General features: G+C 65.5%; 11 protein-coding genes. 7 read left to right on the forward strand and 4 right to left on the reverse strand.

Going from position 1 to position 14,432, the window contains the following annotated elements; translation table 11 throughout:
• Nucleotides 1-58 precede the first annotated feature (58 nt).
• Nucleotides 59-1,906, reverse strand: coding sequence for a glutamine--fructose-6-phosphate transaminase (isomerizing) (gene glmS, locus QVN30_RS04690; RefSeq protein ID WP_204541423.1), 1,848 nt, complete (start codon nt 1,904-1,906; stop codon nt 59-61).
• A 316-nt stretch (nt 1,907-2,222) separates the two neighbouring features.
• Here glmS and QVN30_RS04695 point away from each other — a divergent pair, with 316 nt between their 5' ends.
• Nucleotides 2,223-3,302, forward strand: a complete 1,080-nt coding sequence (locus QVN30_RS04695; RefSeq protein ID WP_289835627.1) for a LacI family DNA-binding transcriptional regulator — start codon at nt 2,223-2,225, stop codon at nt 3,300-3,302.
• 65 nt (nt 3,303-3,367) lie between these two features.
• The gene (gene larE / locus QVN30_RS04700; RefSeq protein WP_289835628.1) at nt 3,368-4,168 is read left to right on the forward strand and encodes an ATP-dependent sacrificial sulfur transferase LarE; all 801 of its coding nucleotides are present in this window, start codon (nt 3,368-3,370) and stop codon (nt 4,166-4,168) included.
• Nucleotides 4,169-4,256: 88 nt separating this feature from the next.
• Here the strand turns inward: larE and QVN30_RS04705 are convergent, their stop codons facing one another.
• On the reverse strand, nt 4,257-4,940 hold the full coding sequence (locus QVN30_RS04705) for an ATP-binding protein (protein ID WP_289835629.1): 684 nt from the start codon (nt 4,938-4,940) through the stop codon (nt 4,257-4,259).
• 255 nt (nt 4,941-5,195) lie between these two features.
• Here QVN30_RS04705 and QVN30_RS04710 point away from each other — a divergent pair, with 255 nt between their 5' ends.
• From QVN30_RS04710 to QVN30_RS04725, 4 genes are all read left to right on the forward strand, one after another.
• A complete protein-coding gene (locus tag QVN30_RS04710; RefSeq protein WP_289820286.1) occupies nt 5,196-6,113 on the forward strand; it encodes a LytR/AlgR family response regulator transcription factor in 918 nt (305 codons plus the stop codon).
• A gap of 350 nt (nt 6,114-6,463) precedes the next feature.
• Nucleotides 6,464-9,013 carry an S-layer homology domain-containing protein gene (locus QVN30_RS04715; RefSeq protein ID WP_289835630.1) on the forward strand — a complete coding sequence of 850 codons (2,550 nt, stop codon included), beginning with the start codon at nt 6,464-6,466 and terminating at the stop codon, nt 9,011-9,013.
• Between the two features lie 426 nt (nt 9,014-9,439).
• Entirely contained in the window at nt 9,440-10,411 is a 972-nt protein-coding gene (locus QVN30_RS04720; RefSeq protein ID WP_087199996.1) for a magnesium transporter CorA family protein, read from the forward strand.
• 127 nt (nt 10,412-10,538) lie between these two features.
• Nucleotides 10,539-11,612 (forward strand): S-layer homology domain-containing protein, encoded by a 1,074-nt coding sequence (locus QVN30_RS04725; protein WP_289835631.1) that lies wholly within the window; start codon nt 10,539-10,541, stop codon nt 11,610-11,612.
• 24 nt (nt 11,613-11,636) lie between these two features.
• Here the strand turns inward: QVN30_RS04725 and QVN30_RS04730 are convergent, their stop codons facing one another.
• Nucleotides 11,637-12,713: a carbohydrate-binding domain-containing protein gene (locus tag QVN30_RS04730; protein ID WP_289835632.1), complete on the reverse strand. Its 1,077-nt coding sequence runs from the start codon at nt 12,711-12,713 to the stop codon at nt 11,637-11,639.
• A gap of 48 nt (nt 12,714-12,761) precedes the next feature.
• Here QVN30_RS04730 and QVN30_RS04735 point away from each other — a divergent pair, with 48 nt between their 5' ends.
• Nucleotides 12,762-13,271, forward strand: coding sequence for a gamma carbonic anhydrase family protein (locus tag QVN30_RS04735; RefSeq protein WP_289835633.1), 510 nt, complete (start codon nt 12,762-12,764; stop codon nt 13,269-13,271).
• 109 nt (nt 13,272-13,380) lie between these two features.
• On the opposite strand, the gene QVN30_RS04740 is transcribed toward QVN30_RS04735, so the two are convergent.
• Nucleotides 13,381-14,427: a DUF3089 domain-containing protein gene (locus tag QVN30_RS04740; RefSeq protein ID WP_289835634.1), complete on the reverse strand. Its 1,047-nt coding sequence runs from the start codon at nt 14,425-14,427 to the stop codon at nt 13,381-13,383.
• Nucleotides 14,428-14,432 lie beyond the last annotated feature (5 nt).

Here is a 14,432-nt window from a genome sequence, read left to right on the forward strand (position 1 = left end):
CGCGTGCATGTATGCACGCGGAAGGTACGCCCCCGATTTGCACTGCCTGCTGGCCGCGTCACTCCACGGTGACGCTCTTGGCGAGGTTGCGCGGTTGATCGACGTTGCAGCCGCGCATGAGGGCGACCTCGCGGGCGAGCAGCTGCAGCGGCACGCTCGCCGTGATCGCCGAGAACGCGTCGCGGACGGGCGGGATGTAGATCACATGGTCGGCAATCCGCTTGATGTCCTCGTCGCCCTCGGTCGCCAGCGCGATGATGCGCGCGCCGCGGGCCTCGCATTCCTTCAGATTCGATACGACTTTGTCGTACGTCGGGCTCTTGGTCGTCACCGCGATCACCGGGAAGCCCGGCTCGATCAGGGCGATCGGCCCGTGCTTCATCTCGCCCGCCGCATAGGCCTCGGCGTGCAGGTAGCTCACCTCTTTGAGCTTGAGCGCGCCCTCGTAGCTGATGGCCGCGCCCATGCCGCGCCCGACGAACAGCGCGGACTGCGCGCCCTGGCATGCGCACGCCGCCTCGTGGATGGCGTCGAGCTGCGTGTCGAAGATGCGCTGGATCTGCGCAGAGGTGTCGCCCAACTCGTGGAACAGCATGCGGACCTGCCCGGTCGTCAGACGGCCCTTCGCCTGCCCGAGCAGCAGCGCCAGCAGCGTCAGGCTCACGATCTGACCGATGAAGCTCTTGGTCGAGGCGACCGCGATCTCCTTGTTGGCCTTGGTGTAGATGACGCCGTCGGATTCTCGCGCCACCGGGCTGCCGATCACGTTCGTGATGCCGAACACTTTGGCGCCCTTGATGCGCGCGTCGCGGATGGCGGCGAGCGTGTCGGCCGTCTCGCCCGACTGCGAGACCGCGACCACGAGCGTCGACGGCGTGATGATGGGGTCTCGGTAGCGGAACTCGCTCGCCGCCTCGACCTCGCACGGGATGCGCGCCCAGCTCTCGATCAGGTTCTTGGCGATGAGGCCCGCGTGGTAGCTCGTACCGCACGCGATCACGTAGATGCGGTCGATCACATTGAGCTCCTCGAACGACAGGCCCAGCTCGTCGATATCCAGTTCGCCGTTGGGTGCGAGGCGGCCCACCAAGGTGTCGCGCACCACGCGCGGCTGCTCGTAGATCTCCTTGAGCATGAAGTCGGGATACCCGCCCTTTTCGGCCATATCGATATCCCAGTCGATATGGGTGACCGCAGGCTCGATCCGCCGCCCCTCGGCGTCGGTGTACTCGATGCCCTCGGGCGCAAGCCGCGCGAACTGGCCGTCCTCGAGCACCACCACGTCGCGCGTCGCGTCGATGAGCGCGATGACATCGGACGCCACGTAGCTGCCCCGCTCCCCGCGCCCGACCACGATGGGGCTGTCCTTTCGCGCCACCATGATGACGCCGGGCTCATCGGCGCACACCGCCGCCAGGCCATAGGCACCCACCACGTGCACGCACGCCGCCCGCACCGCCGCGGCGAGGTCGTGCGTCGTTGCGTAGGCCTCCTCGATCAGGTGCGCGAACACCTCCGTATCGGTCTGGCTCGAGAACACGTGCCCGCGCGCCTCGAGGTCGGCGCGCAGCTCGGCGAAATTCTCGATGATGCCGTTGTGTACCACCGCGATGCGCCCGTCGCAGCTCGCGTGGGGATGCGCGTTGGCGACCGACGGGACGCCGTGCGTGGCCCACCGTGTGTGGCCGATACCGCAGGTAGATGCGTCATCCCTTTGCGCAAGCTCCGACTCGAGGCCCGCGACCTTGCCGACGCGCCGCACGATGTCCACCACGCAGCCGTCGCCCTCTGCGCGCTCGAGCGCCACGCCCGCCGAATCGTAGCCGCGGTACTCCAATCGCTTCAGGCCGGTGATGAGGACGTCTTTCGCCGTATCGAGACCGGTGTAGCCGACAATTCCGCACATAGCCGAATCCTTTCGGTTCATCCCGAGGGGGCGCGCCGCGCGTCGCGTGGAAAAGCCGACCAACGCCTCCCGAGGGGGTTTATCACGCCTGACAGCTCATTGTATGGGACGCGCGCCCGTCTCTTGCCAACTGGTACCTTATGTAACATACCAGTAACGTAATGGGTTGTTTGGGGACGGGTTCGTTCCAACCCATCGGCCGCCTACGCGGCTGCCGATGGGTTGGAACGAACCCGTCCCCAAACAACCCATTAAAGCGCTTCAATACCGGTCGTGATACACTGCTCTCGGCACTATGAAACGAAAAGAGGCTCAGATGGCAAAGGTGACGATCGGCGATGTGGCCCGCGAGGCGGGCGTCGCGCTCGGCACGGTATCCAACGCCCTCAACCATCCCGAAAAGGTGCGGCCCGAAACGCTCAAAGCGGTCAACGACGCCATCAGGCACCTGGGCTACGCCCCCAACCAGAGCGCGCGCCTGCTTGCAGGCGGCAGAAACCCCACGTTCGGGCTGGTGCTGCCGCGCCTCAGCCACGGCCTGAGCCTGCAGATCGCGAGCGGCGCGAGCGTCGAGGCGAACCGGCAGGGCTACGGCCTGCTTATCGCCAACGCCGACAACGACGAGGCGCTCGAGTCGCGCTACACGCGCTACTTCATGGGCACGCAGATGTCCGGCGTGCTCGTGCAGGCGCCCTCCTCGGATGCGGCCCTTCCCGCCGTCCAGCCGGGGCGAATCCCCGTGGTCTTCCTCGACGCCATCAGCGATGAGCCCGGCTTCTTCGTCGCCGCCGACCATCGCGAGCAGGGAGCTCTGCTCGCCGATCACGCCATCGGCCTGGGCGCGCAACGCGTCGCCGTGCTCGGCCGCGCGGAGTCGCCGCAGGACCGGCGCCGCCTCAACGGCATCTGCTCCATCATGGAGCGCTATCCCGATGTCGCCCTCACCGTGCTCGACAGCGGCAACGTCGACCTTGCGCTCGATGGCTACGAGCTGGGGCAGAAGCTCGCCGCGCTGCCGGCCGCCGAGCGCCCCGATTTCATCATCGGCCTGTCCGACGTGCTCGCCTGCGGCGCCATCGAGGGCATCGAGGCGGCGGGGCTCGCGGTGCCCGAAGACATCGCGGTGGCCGGCTGCGACGGCAACCCTCTGGCATGGAGCGGCAGCGTCCCGCTCACCACCTGCGCGCCCACGGGCTACGAGCTGGGACGTCGCGGCGTGCATTTCCTGATCGAGCAGATCCAGGCGGCGAAATCAGGCGAGGCCTACGCCGAGCTGATGGCCGAAAACCATCAGGCCCTGGTGAAGCCCTTCATGCTGACGCGCGCGAGCACCGTCGGGGCGACACCGTTCCAGGTGTCAGACGCCATCGGCCTGAACCTCGGCACCTTCCTGTAGCACGGCGCGCATGGGCCGGCATGAAGACGGGCATGACATGCCGCGGACAACGACGAGGAGGACCCGTGGAATCTCAACTTGACCAGCTTGTCGCCCTGCTCGACTCCTACGGCCGCGTTTCCGTGGGCTACTCGGGCGGCGTCGACAGCGCGTTTCTCGCCGCCGTCTGCGCTCGGCACCTGCCCGATCGCGCCGCGCTCATCCATCTGGTGAACCCCTTCATGGGCACACCCGAGCGCGCGGCCTACGAGCGCGACGCCCGGCGATTCGGCCTGCCCGTCTTTGAGATCGCCATCGACCCGCTGTCCGTCCCCGAGGTCGCCGCCAACCCCAAGGACCGCTGCTATCACTGCAAGCGCGCCGGCTTCCGGAGAATCGTCGCCACGGCGCGCGAGCGCGGCTTTGATGTCGTCGTCGACGGCAGCAATGCCGACGATGCGGGCGACTTCCGCCCCGGCATGCGCGCGCTGGCAGAGCTCGACGTGCGCTCGCCGCTCATGGAGACCGGCTGGCACAAAGCCGAGGAGCGCGAGATGCTCAAACGCTGGGGGTTCGAGGTGTGGAACATGCCGGCGGGCGCCTGCCTGGCGACGCGCATCCCCTGCGGGGAGCCGCTCGATACGGGCAAGATCGAGCTTGTCCGCGCATGCGAGGACGCGCTGCACGGCCGCGGCTTGAAGCAGGTTCGCGTCCGCCTCGTGGCCGGCACGGTACGCATCGAGGCGTCTGACGAGGATCTCGCCGAAGCATGCGCGGCAGAAGGCGCCTCGCTGCCCCGAGGCATCCTCGATTCGCTGCGCGACGCGGGCGCCGTCAGCATCGACCCCACCTGGCACCGCTACGCCCACGGCAGCATGAACGCCTGATACTTCTATGAGACGGGTCATTTGCCCACTCGCGCGAGCGTGAATGAGCCGCGCGAAGCGAGCCGCAAGGCCGCTTCGATCCACCCTGCTACAGCCAGCTGCGAGGCTCCATCACGACCATGCCGCCCGCGATGGCCGTCAGGTCGTCATCGTCGAGCTCGCCCTGGATCTTGTCCAAATCGTCGATCCCCGAACCGTTCCATGCGGGCGCCGCAGGCACCCTCTCGGGCTCGGGCGCCGCCCAGTGCTTCACGATACGCACCTCGTTCGCGCCATCGACGCGCCGGTAGAAGCACTCGTCCATAAGGCCTTTCACCATCACGATGCCAAGGCCTCCGATCGGTGCCTCCTCGACGCTGTCCGCCTTCAAGGGCCGCGCCGCCGCATAACTGAACGGGTCGAACGGGACGCCCCAGTCGGTAAGCGTCACCGTGACCGCGCGCGCATCGCCGTCGACAGTCACGGACAGCTCGATATCGCCGACCGACGCGTACGCATAGGAGGCGACGTTGACGAACAGCTCCTCCACGGCGATGCGGATGTCGTTTTTGACCTTGAGCGGGACACCGTCCACGCGATCGAGCACGGCGACCAGCACATCCTGCGCGATCTCCTCGTTGGCCATCACCGCTTTCAGGCGGCAGCGATCATGCGCAAGGGACGTGTCGGCAGGAGCGTCCGCGGCGGCATGCGTTGCGTCGTGCGACAACGAGCTTGCATCCATGGCGGTCCCTCCTGCATAGGGCGCACGGGCGCCCGATATGTATCCCATGTTCTCCTTCACAAGGATACGTAAAAATGCTCCCGCACATCCGACAAAAAGAGCAGAAGGCGCGATTTTGGGAATAAATATCCCGTCCGAAAGGGACCCTATGCGGCCTTTCTCTCGCCGTGAGAGGCATTCACTCTCCCATCGCGAGCTTTCACTCCGCTTAACCATGCGGGAACACGGCGCGCGTATAATATGGCAATCGGCTCGGGTATACCCTGATGCCGCATGGAGCCAGACGACCGTCGGGGGTATCTCATGGCAGCACATACGTCGTCATATGACGCGTCGCATCGCACGCCTGGCGACGCTGCGCCCGCAAGCAGCACAGGCGCGCTCCAGCGTGAGCCCCTCGAGCAGCTCCCCGCAATCGTCGAGCGCGTCATCGCGTCCTATTACGCCAAGGACTACCAGCCCCTGCTCGACCGTGCGACGAGCGACTGCATCTTCATCGGCGCGGGCAACATGGTCTTCAACGGCCGAGACGACATGCTCCGCCAGCTGCCCGAGGTCGAGACCGCGCCCTCGATCTTCCTGCGCAACGCGCGCTTCGGCTTCGTCGGCCGTCCCAGCGCCGACGCGACGGACGCCACGGTATACGGCACGTACCGCCTGTTCACCGGGGCGCGCGAGCCCATTCTACTCGCGGCCAAACAGCGCATCACCGTCTGCTGCTCGCTGGTCGACGGCATCTGGAAGGCATACCACGTCCACTCCTCCAACGAATGGAACGAGCTGGTGGGTGAAGACGTGTTCCCGCTGCAGGTCAGCATGGAGACCTACGCGTACGTGCGCGGCATCCTGCAGGCGGGCCAGCGCGCGGGCAACCTGCCCACCCGCGTCGCGCTCGGAACGAGCAAGGCGACCCGCTATGTGGACCCGACGCAGGTCCTCTATATCGAAGCCGACGGCAAGCGCAGCACGCTGCACCTTGCCGACGGCGACACGATCACGCTGAACGTCCTGCTCAACGACATCCAGCCCCAGCTCCCGGGTACGTTCTTCCGCGTCCACCGCAGCTTCGTCGTCAACGCCGCCCAGGTAAGCGGCATCCGCAAGTTCACGCTCGAGCTCTCGGACGGCACGCAGATCCCCATCCCCGAGCGCCGTTACAGCATCGTGCGCCGCGAGATGGCGCTGCGCGTCACGGGCGGCCTCGACCCCCAGAAGAGCTGACGACACGGCGCGGAATGAATTGATCAGTGGTTCCCTAAGCCCAAGGACCGTTCATTCATGAATGAACGAGGGCCGTTTCGGCATTTCCGCAGGATTCGATTGTTTGACACCCCTCTTCATTCATGAATGAACGGGACGCGCTCGTCGAGGTGAGGCGCCCCGCCGCCCGGCCGGCTGCGGCATCACGCCCATCCGACCGTGTCCGATGGCAATCTGGAGAGGCAGCGCCCCTTTCATTCCCAAAATCCGCCCGTCTGTTTCCACACGCACGGCGGCACGCCCCGGCATCCTTCATACTTGCTTCTGAATAGCCAATCGCACCGCACCACCCAACCGAGGAAGGATGTTCCATGAAGCGTCCCGAAGGATTCTGGAAGCAGCGCTGCACCTCGCTCATTCGCCGCAGCGCCGTCGCGCTCTCGCTCACCGTCGGCTTCTCGCTCGCCGCGGCGCCCGTCGCAAGCGCCCTCGAGGCGAGCCCGCTGGACAGCCACAACAGCGCGCTCAACTTCGCATCCGACACCACCGGCGTCGACCTGCTCGCCGCAGACGAGCTGCCCGCCTCGTTCGACCTGCGCGATCGCGGCGTCGTGACGCCCGTCAAGAACCAGGGCGTCTGGAGCACGTGCTGGGGATTCGCCGCCGTCGCGGCCGCCGAGACCAGCCTGCTCTCCGATCTCAACACCACGTACGAGCGAACCGGCCTCGACCTGTCGGAACGGCAGCTCGCATATTTCTCGACCACGGCCCTGCCCGACGGCGAGGAAGGCGACCGCCTCTACAACGACCAGGGCGGCGAGGGCATGCACAACGTGCTGCTCGAAAATGGCGATCTTCCCGATGACGAAACCATGGAGGACATCCTCGGTTACCAGCCGCAAAGCGCTCCCCTCCTCTATGGCGGCCTCAGCGCATATGCCACCTCGCTCTATTCGTCAGGCATCGGCCCTATCTCCGAGTCGCTCGCTCCCTATCAAAACGACGAGGGCATCCTGCATCCATCGGGGAAGATGTACGCCGCCTCCGGCACCTGGGCGCTCGACGAGAGCCTTCGCCTGCAGACCGGCGCGCAGCTCGAGGAGTCCTTCATGCTCCCGTGCCCCGCCACCTTTGACGAAGACGGAACCTATTCGTACGACGAACGCGCCACCCGCGCCATCAAAGAGCAGCTTACGGAGGGCCACGCGGTCTCGATCGCCCTCTGCGCCGACCAGTCGCACACCGGCGACGAGCTTGCCGCCGACGGCTTCATGAACGCCACGACCTGGGCCAACTACGGCTACGAATATGCGCCGGCGAACCACGCGGTCACCATCGTGGGCTGGGATGACACCTATGCGGCCGAGAACTTCGGCACCCCCGACCCCGAGACCGGCGAGGTCGACCCGTCGCATCGCCCGCCTGCCGACGGCGCATGGATCGTCAAGAACAGCTGGGGCGCCGAGAGCAGCGAGTTTCCGAACCAAGCCAGCTGGGGCGACGACGGCTACTTCTACCTCTCCTATTACGATCAGACGCTCACTATGCCCGAGGCGTTCGTTCTCGACGCCGAGCATCTGGGTACCGACGGGCTCGAGCCGTCCTACACCAACCAGTACGACTACCTCCCGACATGCAAGCAGGGCGCATACAGCGCCACCGAAAGGCTCAGCGGCGCGAACATCTTTGCCGCAGAGGCCCCTCAGGTCATCGACCGGCTGTCCTGCGAGACCGTCAAGCCCAACACCACGGTCACCTACCAGCTGTATCGCCTGAACGAGGGGGCGACCGGCCCCACCGACGGCGAGCTGCTGGTTACACTGAGCGACACCTATGAGTACGGCGGCCACCACCTCATCGAGATCCCCGAGTCGGACCACGACAAAACGCGCATGGCGACCGGCGAGCGCTTCTCGGTCGTCGTGACCGAATACTGCAACGACGACGCGACCTACTACGTCCCCCTGCAGGCTCAAGCCAGCAAGCAGCAGCGCGACGCACAGGTCGCCAGCCTCTACGCCCAGGAAAACGAGACGCATGCGCTCGCGGACAAGGCCGCCGAGAGCATCTCCGAGCGCTATTTCGACGAGCATGAGGGCGCGACAGATGAGGATTATCAGGCCTGGGCGCAGGAAAACGCACAGGCCATCCAGGACGAGATCGACGACTACGTCACCGTGCAGATCGAGGCGATGGCGCCCGTCTATGGGCAAAGCGTCATCAACCGGGGGGAGAGCTTTGTTTTTGACAGCGAGGAGGTACTCGACTGGAACGATGCGATCGCCGATTTCCTCACCGAGGAGGAGCTCGCGCTGTGGGCCTTCGACAATCTGCCGTACAAGGCCTATGGCACCGCAGTCGAGCCGCCGTTTGCCGACATCCCCGCCGACGCGTGGTACTTCGAGGCGGTCGAGTACGCCAAGGAGCACGGCTACATGCACGGCTACGACGATACGGGCCTGTTCGACCCCGAAGCCACCGTCACGCGCGAGCAGGCGGCGTGCGTCATGTACAACTGGCTCGGCAACGGCGCCAAGGTCGAAGCCGCCGACCTGGACGACGTCGTGCAGGGCACGTACTACAGCGACGCCGTCAACTGGGCCGTCAAGAACAAGATCATGAACGGCTACGGCAACGGCACCTTCGGCGTGGGCGACTCGCTCACCCGCGAGCAGTTCGCCTGCATTCTGGCCAACGCGCTCTCCGCCGAGCCCGGGGATGTGGGGGCGATCGAGGGCATGCTCGGGGCCGACCGGGTTTCCGACTGGGCGGAAAGCGGCGTCGCCTGGGCGGTCGAGCACGGCGTCATGAACGGCGTCGAGACCGAGGACGGCCAGCGCGACCTGCAGCCGCAGGCGAGTGTGAGCCGCGCACAGATCGCCGCGTTTGTCATGAACTTCCTGGAAAGCGGTGTCGCATAGCGCGTATGAGCGGGCGGCCCCACAGGGCCGCCCCGGTGCAAATTGGGGACGTACCTTCCGCATGCACTCTTGCACGCCATAGCGTGCAAGAGTGCATGCGGAAGGTACGTCCCCAATTTGCACCGGGGCGGACGCGTCGGCAGTTGTCTTCTCGGCGTGAAGAAAACGTAAGGCCTTCCTGATACTTTGACTTCCACCGCGATTTGGCAGAGCCCTTGCGGTATCGTGAGCGCGGCCAAAACGTGGCCGGGAAACGCTGACCAATTTCTTTCGCGCCCGGCGGCGCCGTGATGAGACGGATACGGACAACGATGCGGCAAGGCTGCGCCCGTGCAGCCCGAACGCGCAAGCGCTCGCACAAGAGCGGCTGTCACGAAAGAGATTGCTCAACAGTTCCTCAAGTTACCGCAACGGAAGGGGGCATCCATGGTCGAGTGCTTCATGACCGGACTTGATGGCATCACAACGAAAATCGATTCCCCGGAACCCGGGTGCTGGGTCAACGTCGTCAATCCCTCACCCGACGAGGCTTCATGGCTCGAGAGCACCGTCGGCATCGTGCCGGAATTCGTGCGCTCCGCCCTCGACGAGGAGGAGACCTCGCACATCGACTACGACGAGGACGTCAACCAGACCCTCGTCATCGTCGACTACCCGAGCGCCGAAGACGTCGAGGACATGCAGGATCCCTCGATGCTGCAGTACACCACGCTGCCCATCTCGATCATCTTTCTGCGCAACCAGAACATCATCGTGACGGTCAGCCTGCAGGAAAGCCCGATCGTGCAGGATATGGCCTCCGGTCGCGTCCGTCAGGTCAACACCCGCATGCGCACGCGCTTTTTGCTGCAGATGCTGCTGCGCATCTCGCAGAGCTACCTGGTGTGCCTGCGCCGCATCGACCGCCTGTCGACCAAAACCGAACAGCACCTCTACGGCTCCATGCGCAACGAGGAGCTGCTGCAGATGCTGTCGCTCGAGAAGTCGCTCGTCTACTTCTCCACATCGCTCAAATCCGCCGAGGTCACGCTTAACAAGATCATGCACGGCCACATGATCACCCTCTATGAGGAGGATCAGGACCTCATGGAGGACGTCATGATCGAGGTCCATCAGGCCCAGGAGATGTGCAACATCTACAGCAACATCCTGTCGGGCACCATGGATGCCTACGCGAGCGTGATCTCCAACAACCTGAACATCGTCATGAAGGTGCTGACGGTCATCACCATCGTGATGGCCATCCCCAACATCGTCTTCGGCTTCTACGGCATGAACGTGGGCCTGCCGTTCGAGGGCCTCCCCTTTGTGGACTCGTGGCTGTTCCCGACGCTGCTGGCCGTTGCGGCCTGCCTGGTCGCGGCCTACATCTTCAAGCGCAAGGGGCTTTGGCGCTAGGCCGCTGCCTTCGCGGCGACCGGCGCGGGCGGCGCGGCCGGGCCTCACCCATCCATGGAATCGGCTCGGAGATGCTGCGGCGTTTGCGCGTCCGTGGTAGAGTTGCTTCCAAATGAAAGGAGCACTTGTGACATCTCTGTGCCAGCGCGCCGGTGCCGTCGCGGCATCTGCGGCTTTTGCCCTCGCTCTCGGCGGCGCCTTCGCCCAGCCCGCGTGGGCCAGCTCGTTTATCGACGTTCCCGCAGGCCATTGGGCCGAAATCTCCGGTGTGATCGACGATGCCGTCGAGCAGGGCATCATCAAGGGAGACAACGGGTACCTGCGCCCTGACGACCAGGTCACGCGCGCCGAGGTCGCCACGATGCTCATGCGCATCGCCGGCGTGTCCGCAGGCGAGTTCCCCGATATCAACGAGACCCCGTTCGTCGACCTCGCCGACGGACAGTGGTACACCGCCCCCATCAACTGGGCCTACGAGGCCGGCGTCATCAGCGGAACCCGAGGCTACGTGCGCCCCGAGGCCGCCGTCTCCCGCGAGGAGCTCGCGTGCATGCTCGGCAACTTCATGACCAGCGTCACCGGGACCTCCCTGAGCGGCGACGCATCCTGCCTGAATGCGTATTCCGACCGCGGCTCGATCAACAGCTGGGCGCTCCAGAGCATGGTATGGGCCGTCGACTCCGGCATCCTGGGCGGCAGCGCGCAGCTGATGCCGACGGCGAGCGCGAGCCGCGCCGAAGCCGCCAAGATGCTCGTCGTGTTCAACGGGATTCTGGACGATTTCGAGAACGCGCCCGCGGATGACGACATCATCGACGGCTCCGTTGGAGACGATACCAGCGCGGTCGGCACCGCTGCGGTCGAGCTCGCGCTGCAGTACGAGGGCTTCCCGTACGCATACGGCGGCGACTCGCCCGAGGAGGGTTTCGACTGCTCCGGCCTGGTCTATTACGTCTACAGCCGTCTGGGCTACACCCTGCCGCACGGCTCGAACAGCCAGCTCGACTACTTCAGGGAGCATGCGACCCGCTTTGTGACCGACGAGGACGACCTGCACTACGGCGACGTCGTCTTCTTCCCCGGTCACGTGGCGTTCTACGTGGGCGACGGCATCTGCTTCGGCGCCCGCAAGCCCGGCACGCCGGCAAGCGAGTGCCCCATGTACGCCTTCGGCGAGTTCCTGGGCGGCGGGCAGCTGTAAAGCGGCCGCCCGCGCCGCCTTCGCTCAGCCGCGCGCCACGAGCGGGGCATCCGTCTCGCCTGCACATCCATCGGTATCGATATCCCCGCCCTCGAGCAGCAGGGCGATATCGGCATGGAAGGCCAAGCCCTCCGAGGAGAGCTCCAGCTCCCCTCCGGTCACGGCGATCGACGCATTGGTGTGCAGTGCGTCGCGCTCGGCATCGACGGCAAGCGCACCGCCCGTCACCAGCAGATTCGATTCGGTGCTGATACCGTCATCGCCCGCAGAGAGCACCACCGACCCGCCGGAAAGGTAGGCGAACCCGGTCTCGGGATCGTCCTCGTCCTTCACATGGATGCCGTCCTTGCCGGAAGATACCGCCAGCTCGGTCCCCTCGCCCACGCGCACGCTCTTGCGCGCCTTCACGCCATGCCGGGATGCGGTCACCGCGAAGCTGCCGCCGCAGAAGGCGAGGTCGCGGTTGCATACGATGCCGTGCCCCGCGGGCGAGCTCACCGTGAGCGCGCCCGACCCGTTGAACGTGAGGTCGCGGCGCGAGAAGACCGCACCGTCCACGTTCACGTCGTCGACGGCCTGGAAGGCGCCCTCGCTCACAAGCATGCTCTCGCTGCCCTGCTCGAGCGTGACGTACACCTTGTCAGCCTCAAGCACGAGCAGAGCGGCCGAGCTCGAACTTGTCACCCGTGCGCCGTCGAGCACAAGGTGCACCTTGGCGTCCTCGGGCACGTCGACGACGATCGAGCCGTCCTGCAGCATCCCGGAAACACGATAGGTCCCCGCCTCCCGAATCGTGATGACCGATCCGGACGTGTCGACCGCCTCGTCCGAGCACGTCGCCCCCGCGCCGTCCAGCACGATATCGACGACCTCGTCCGCCGCAAAGGAGGCATCCCGGTCGCGTTCTGAGAACATCTTGTCGTCGGTGGCGTCGCGAACCTCTGAGCGAAGGGCCTCGAGCACCTCCTTCTCGGCAGCAGAGCTCTGCTGTTCGATGGCGGGCGCATCGGTTGCTGCAGACCCGGCGACGTCGCTGCCGGAGCAGCCGGTCAGCAGCGCAAGCGACGCCAACGTGATCGCAATCGCACGCGTCCCCTTCATGCGCGCTCCCCTCCTGCCATGAGGTACCATATCCGTCGAGGAGGAACCATGACCGATCTTGCCGAACCCCCTGTTATCCATCCTAGCGCATTCGTCGCCGAGGGAGCTGTCATCACCGGCGACGTGACGCTGGAGCGCGATGTGAGCATCTGGCACAACGCCGTGCTGCGCGCCGACTGCGACCGCATCGTCGTCGGTGCTGGCAGCAACATCCAGGACGGATGCGTCGTCCACGAAGATCGCGGCAAGCCCGTGGTCATCGGGCGCGACGTGACCGTCGGACACGGGGCGATCATCCACGGCTGCACCATCGGTGACGGCACGCTCGTCGGCATGGGTGCCATCGTGCTCAACGGCGCGCAGGTCGGGGCGGGATGCACCATCGGAGCGGGCGCGCTCGTCACGCAGGACACCGTCATCCCCGACGGCTTCCTGGCGTTCGGAAGCCCGGCGCGCGTCGTCCGCAAGCTCACCGAACAGGAGCAGGAAGCCAATATCCGCGGCGCCCGCCGCTATGCCGAGGAGGCGCGCCTCCTGCGGGATGACGAAGGGCGCTGATCCGCCCGCCACAGCGCATATCGGGGGACGTACCTTCCGCATGCAAGGGGCGCGCCGAAAGCGCGCCCCTTGCATGCGGAAGGTACGTCCCCCGATATGCACCGGTCCCCTAATCGACCTCGGCCTGATCCTCCAGATAGGCGTCGAGGCGGTCCTCGACGTTTTCCTGCAGGTTGCGGTAGAAGAACTGATAGTCGTACAGGTGGTAGACACCGTCCTCGAAGATCGAGAGGCCGGCAGGATACTCGTCCTCGGACACATCGGGCACCTTGAGCGCGCCGCGCTCCTCGTCGATATAGGCGCCGGTCAGCTGATCGATCTCGCTCGTGATCTCCCCACTGTAGTCCGTGAAGCACGCGCCCTCGTTCAAGCTCCTGTCGGCGGGCGTGCCGTCCGTTTTCCAGTTCAACGGGTTGATGGCAAACGTCTTGGTCCCCTCGGGAACCAGCAGCGAACCGTCCGTCTCCGGGGATTCGCTGTTGAACGATACGATCACGCCGGTATCGTCCTCGCCCTGCGCCATCTCGAGCTGCGGGTACTCATCCGCCTCATCGGCAGTTACGCGCCAGCCGATGGCGTAGCAGGCAACAAGCTGGTCTTGCAGCCCCTTCTCGTCAAAGCGGTCCTTCATGAGGCGGATGCACATGTCGGCACCCTGCGAGAAGCCCGCCAAGATGATGGGCCTGCCATCGTTGTAGTGCTCGAGATAATACTCGAACGCCGCCTCGACGTCCCGGTAGGCGATCTCCAGATAGGGCTCGCGCTCTTCCTCGGGCAATTCGTAGACGTTGAGCCCGATTTGCCGATAGTACGGCGCAAAGAACCGGTTGTCTTCTTCGGTGCCATCCTGGTCGTAGATGCCCTTTTCCATGTTGATGGCGCCGACGAAGCTCTCCTTGGTCTCCTCGTCGTCAAGCGGCATGTTGTTCGCGTCGTCTTCGCCCGCATAGACCGACGGGCAGACGAAAAAGACGTCCGCATCCCTTCCCGCAACATCGGTCTCCAGATACGCCCAGTTGCCGCTCTCCGCGTAGTCGGTCACGACGGGCGCGGACGTGCCGCAGCCGGCCGCGAACAGGCACGCGCCCACCAGCGCCATGGACACCGCAGGGAGCTTCAAGCGAAGGCTCGATGATCGCCTGCTAATCCCCTTCATGGACC

Source organism: Collinsella ihumii, from assembly GCF_030385545.1.
Classification (GTDB): domain Bacteria; phylum Actinomycetota; class Coriobacteriia; order Coriobacteriales; family Coriobacteriaceae; genus Collinsella; species Collinsella ihumii.

What these genes read in the sequence shown, in the direction of transcription:
- glmS (WP_204541423.1), bottom strand. Translation starts at nt 1,906, where the DNA reads ATGTGCGGAATTGTCGGCTACACCGGTCTCGATACGGCGAAAGACGTC.
- QVN30_RS04695 (WP_289835627.1), top strand. Translation starts at nt 2,223, where the DNA reads ATGGCAAAGGTGACGATCGGCGATGTGGCCCGCGAGGCGGGCGTCGCG.
- QVN30_RS04705 (WP_289835629.1), bottom strand. Translation starts at nt 4,940, where the DNA reads ATGGGATACATATCGGGCGCCCGTGCGCCCTATGCAGGAGGGACCGCC.
- QVN30_RS04710 (WP_289820286.1), top strand. Translation starts at nt 5,196, where the DNA reads ATGGCAGCACATACGTCGTCATATGACGCGTCGCATCGCACGCCTGGC.
- QVN30_RS04715 (WP_289835630.1), top strand. Translation starts at nt 6,464, where the DNA reads ATGAAGCGTCCCGAAGGATTCTGGAAGCAGCGCTGCACCTCGCTCATT.
- QVN30_RS04720 (WP_087199996.1), top strand. Translation starts at nt 9,440, where the DNA reads ATGGTCGAGTGCTTCATGACCGGACTTGATGGCATCACAACGAAAATC.
- QVN30_RS04730 (WP_289835632.1), bottom strand. Translation starts at nt 12,713, where the DNA reads ATGAAGGGGACGCGTGCGATTGCGATCACGTTGGCGTCGCTTGCGCTG.
- QVN30_RS04735 (WP_289835633.1), top strand. Translation starts at nt 12,762, where the DNA reads ATGACCGATCTTGCCGAACCCCCTGTTATCCATCCTAGCGCATTCGTC.
- QVN30_RS04740 (WP_289835634.1), bottom strand. Translation starts at nt 14,427, where the DNA reads ATGAAGGGGATTAGCAGGCGATCATCGAGCCTTCGCTTGAAGCTCCCT.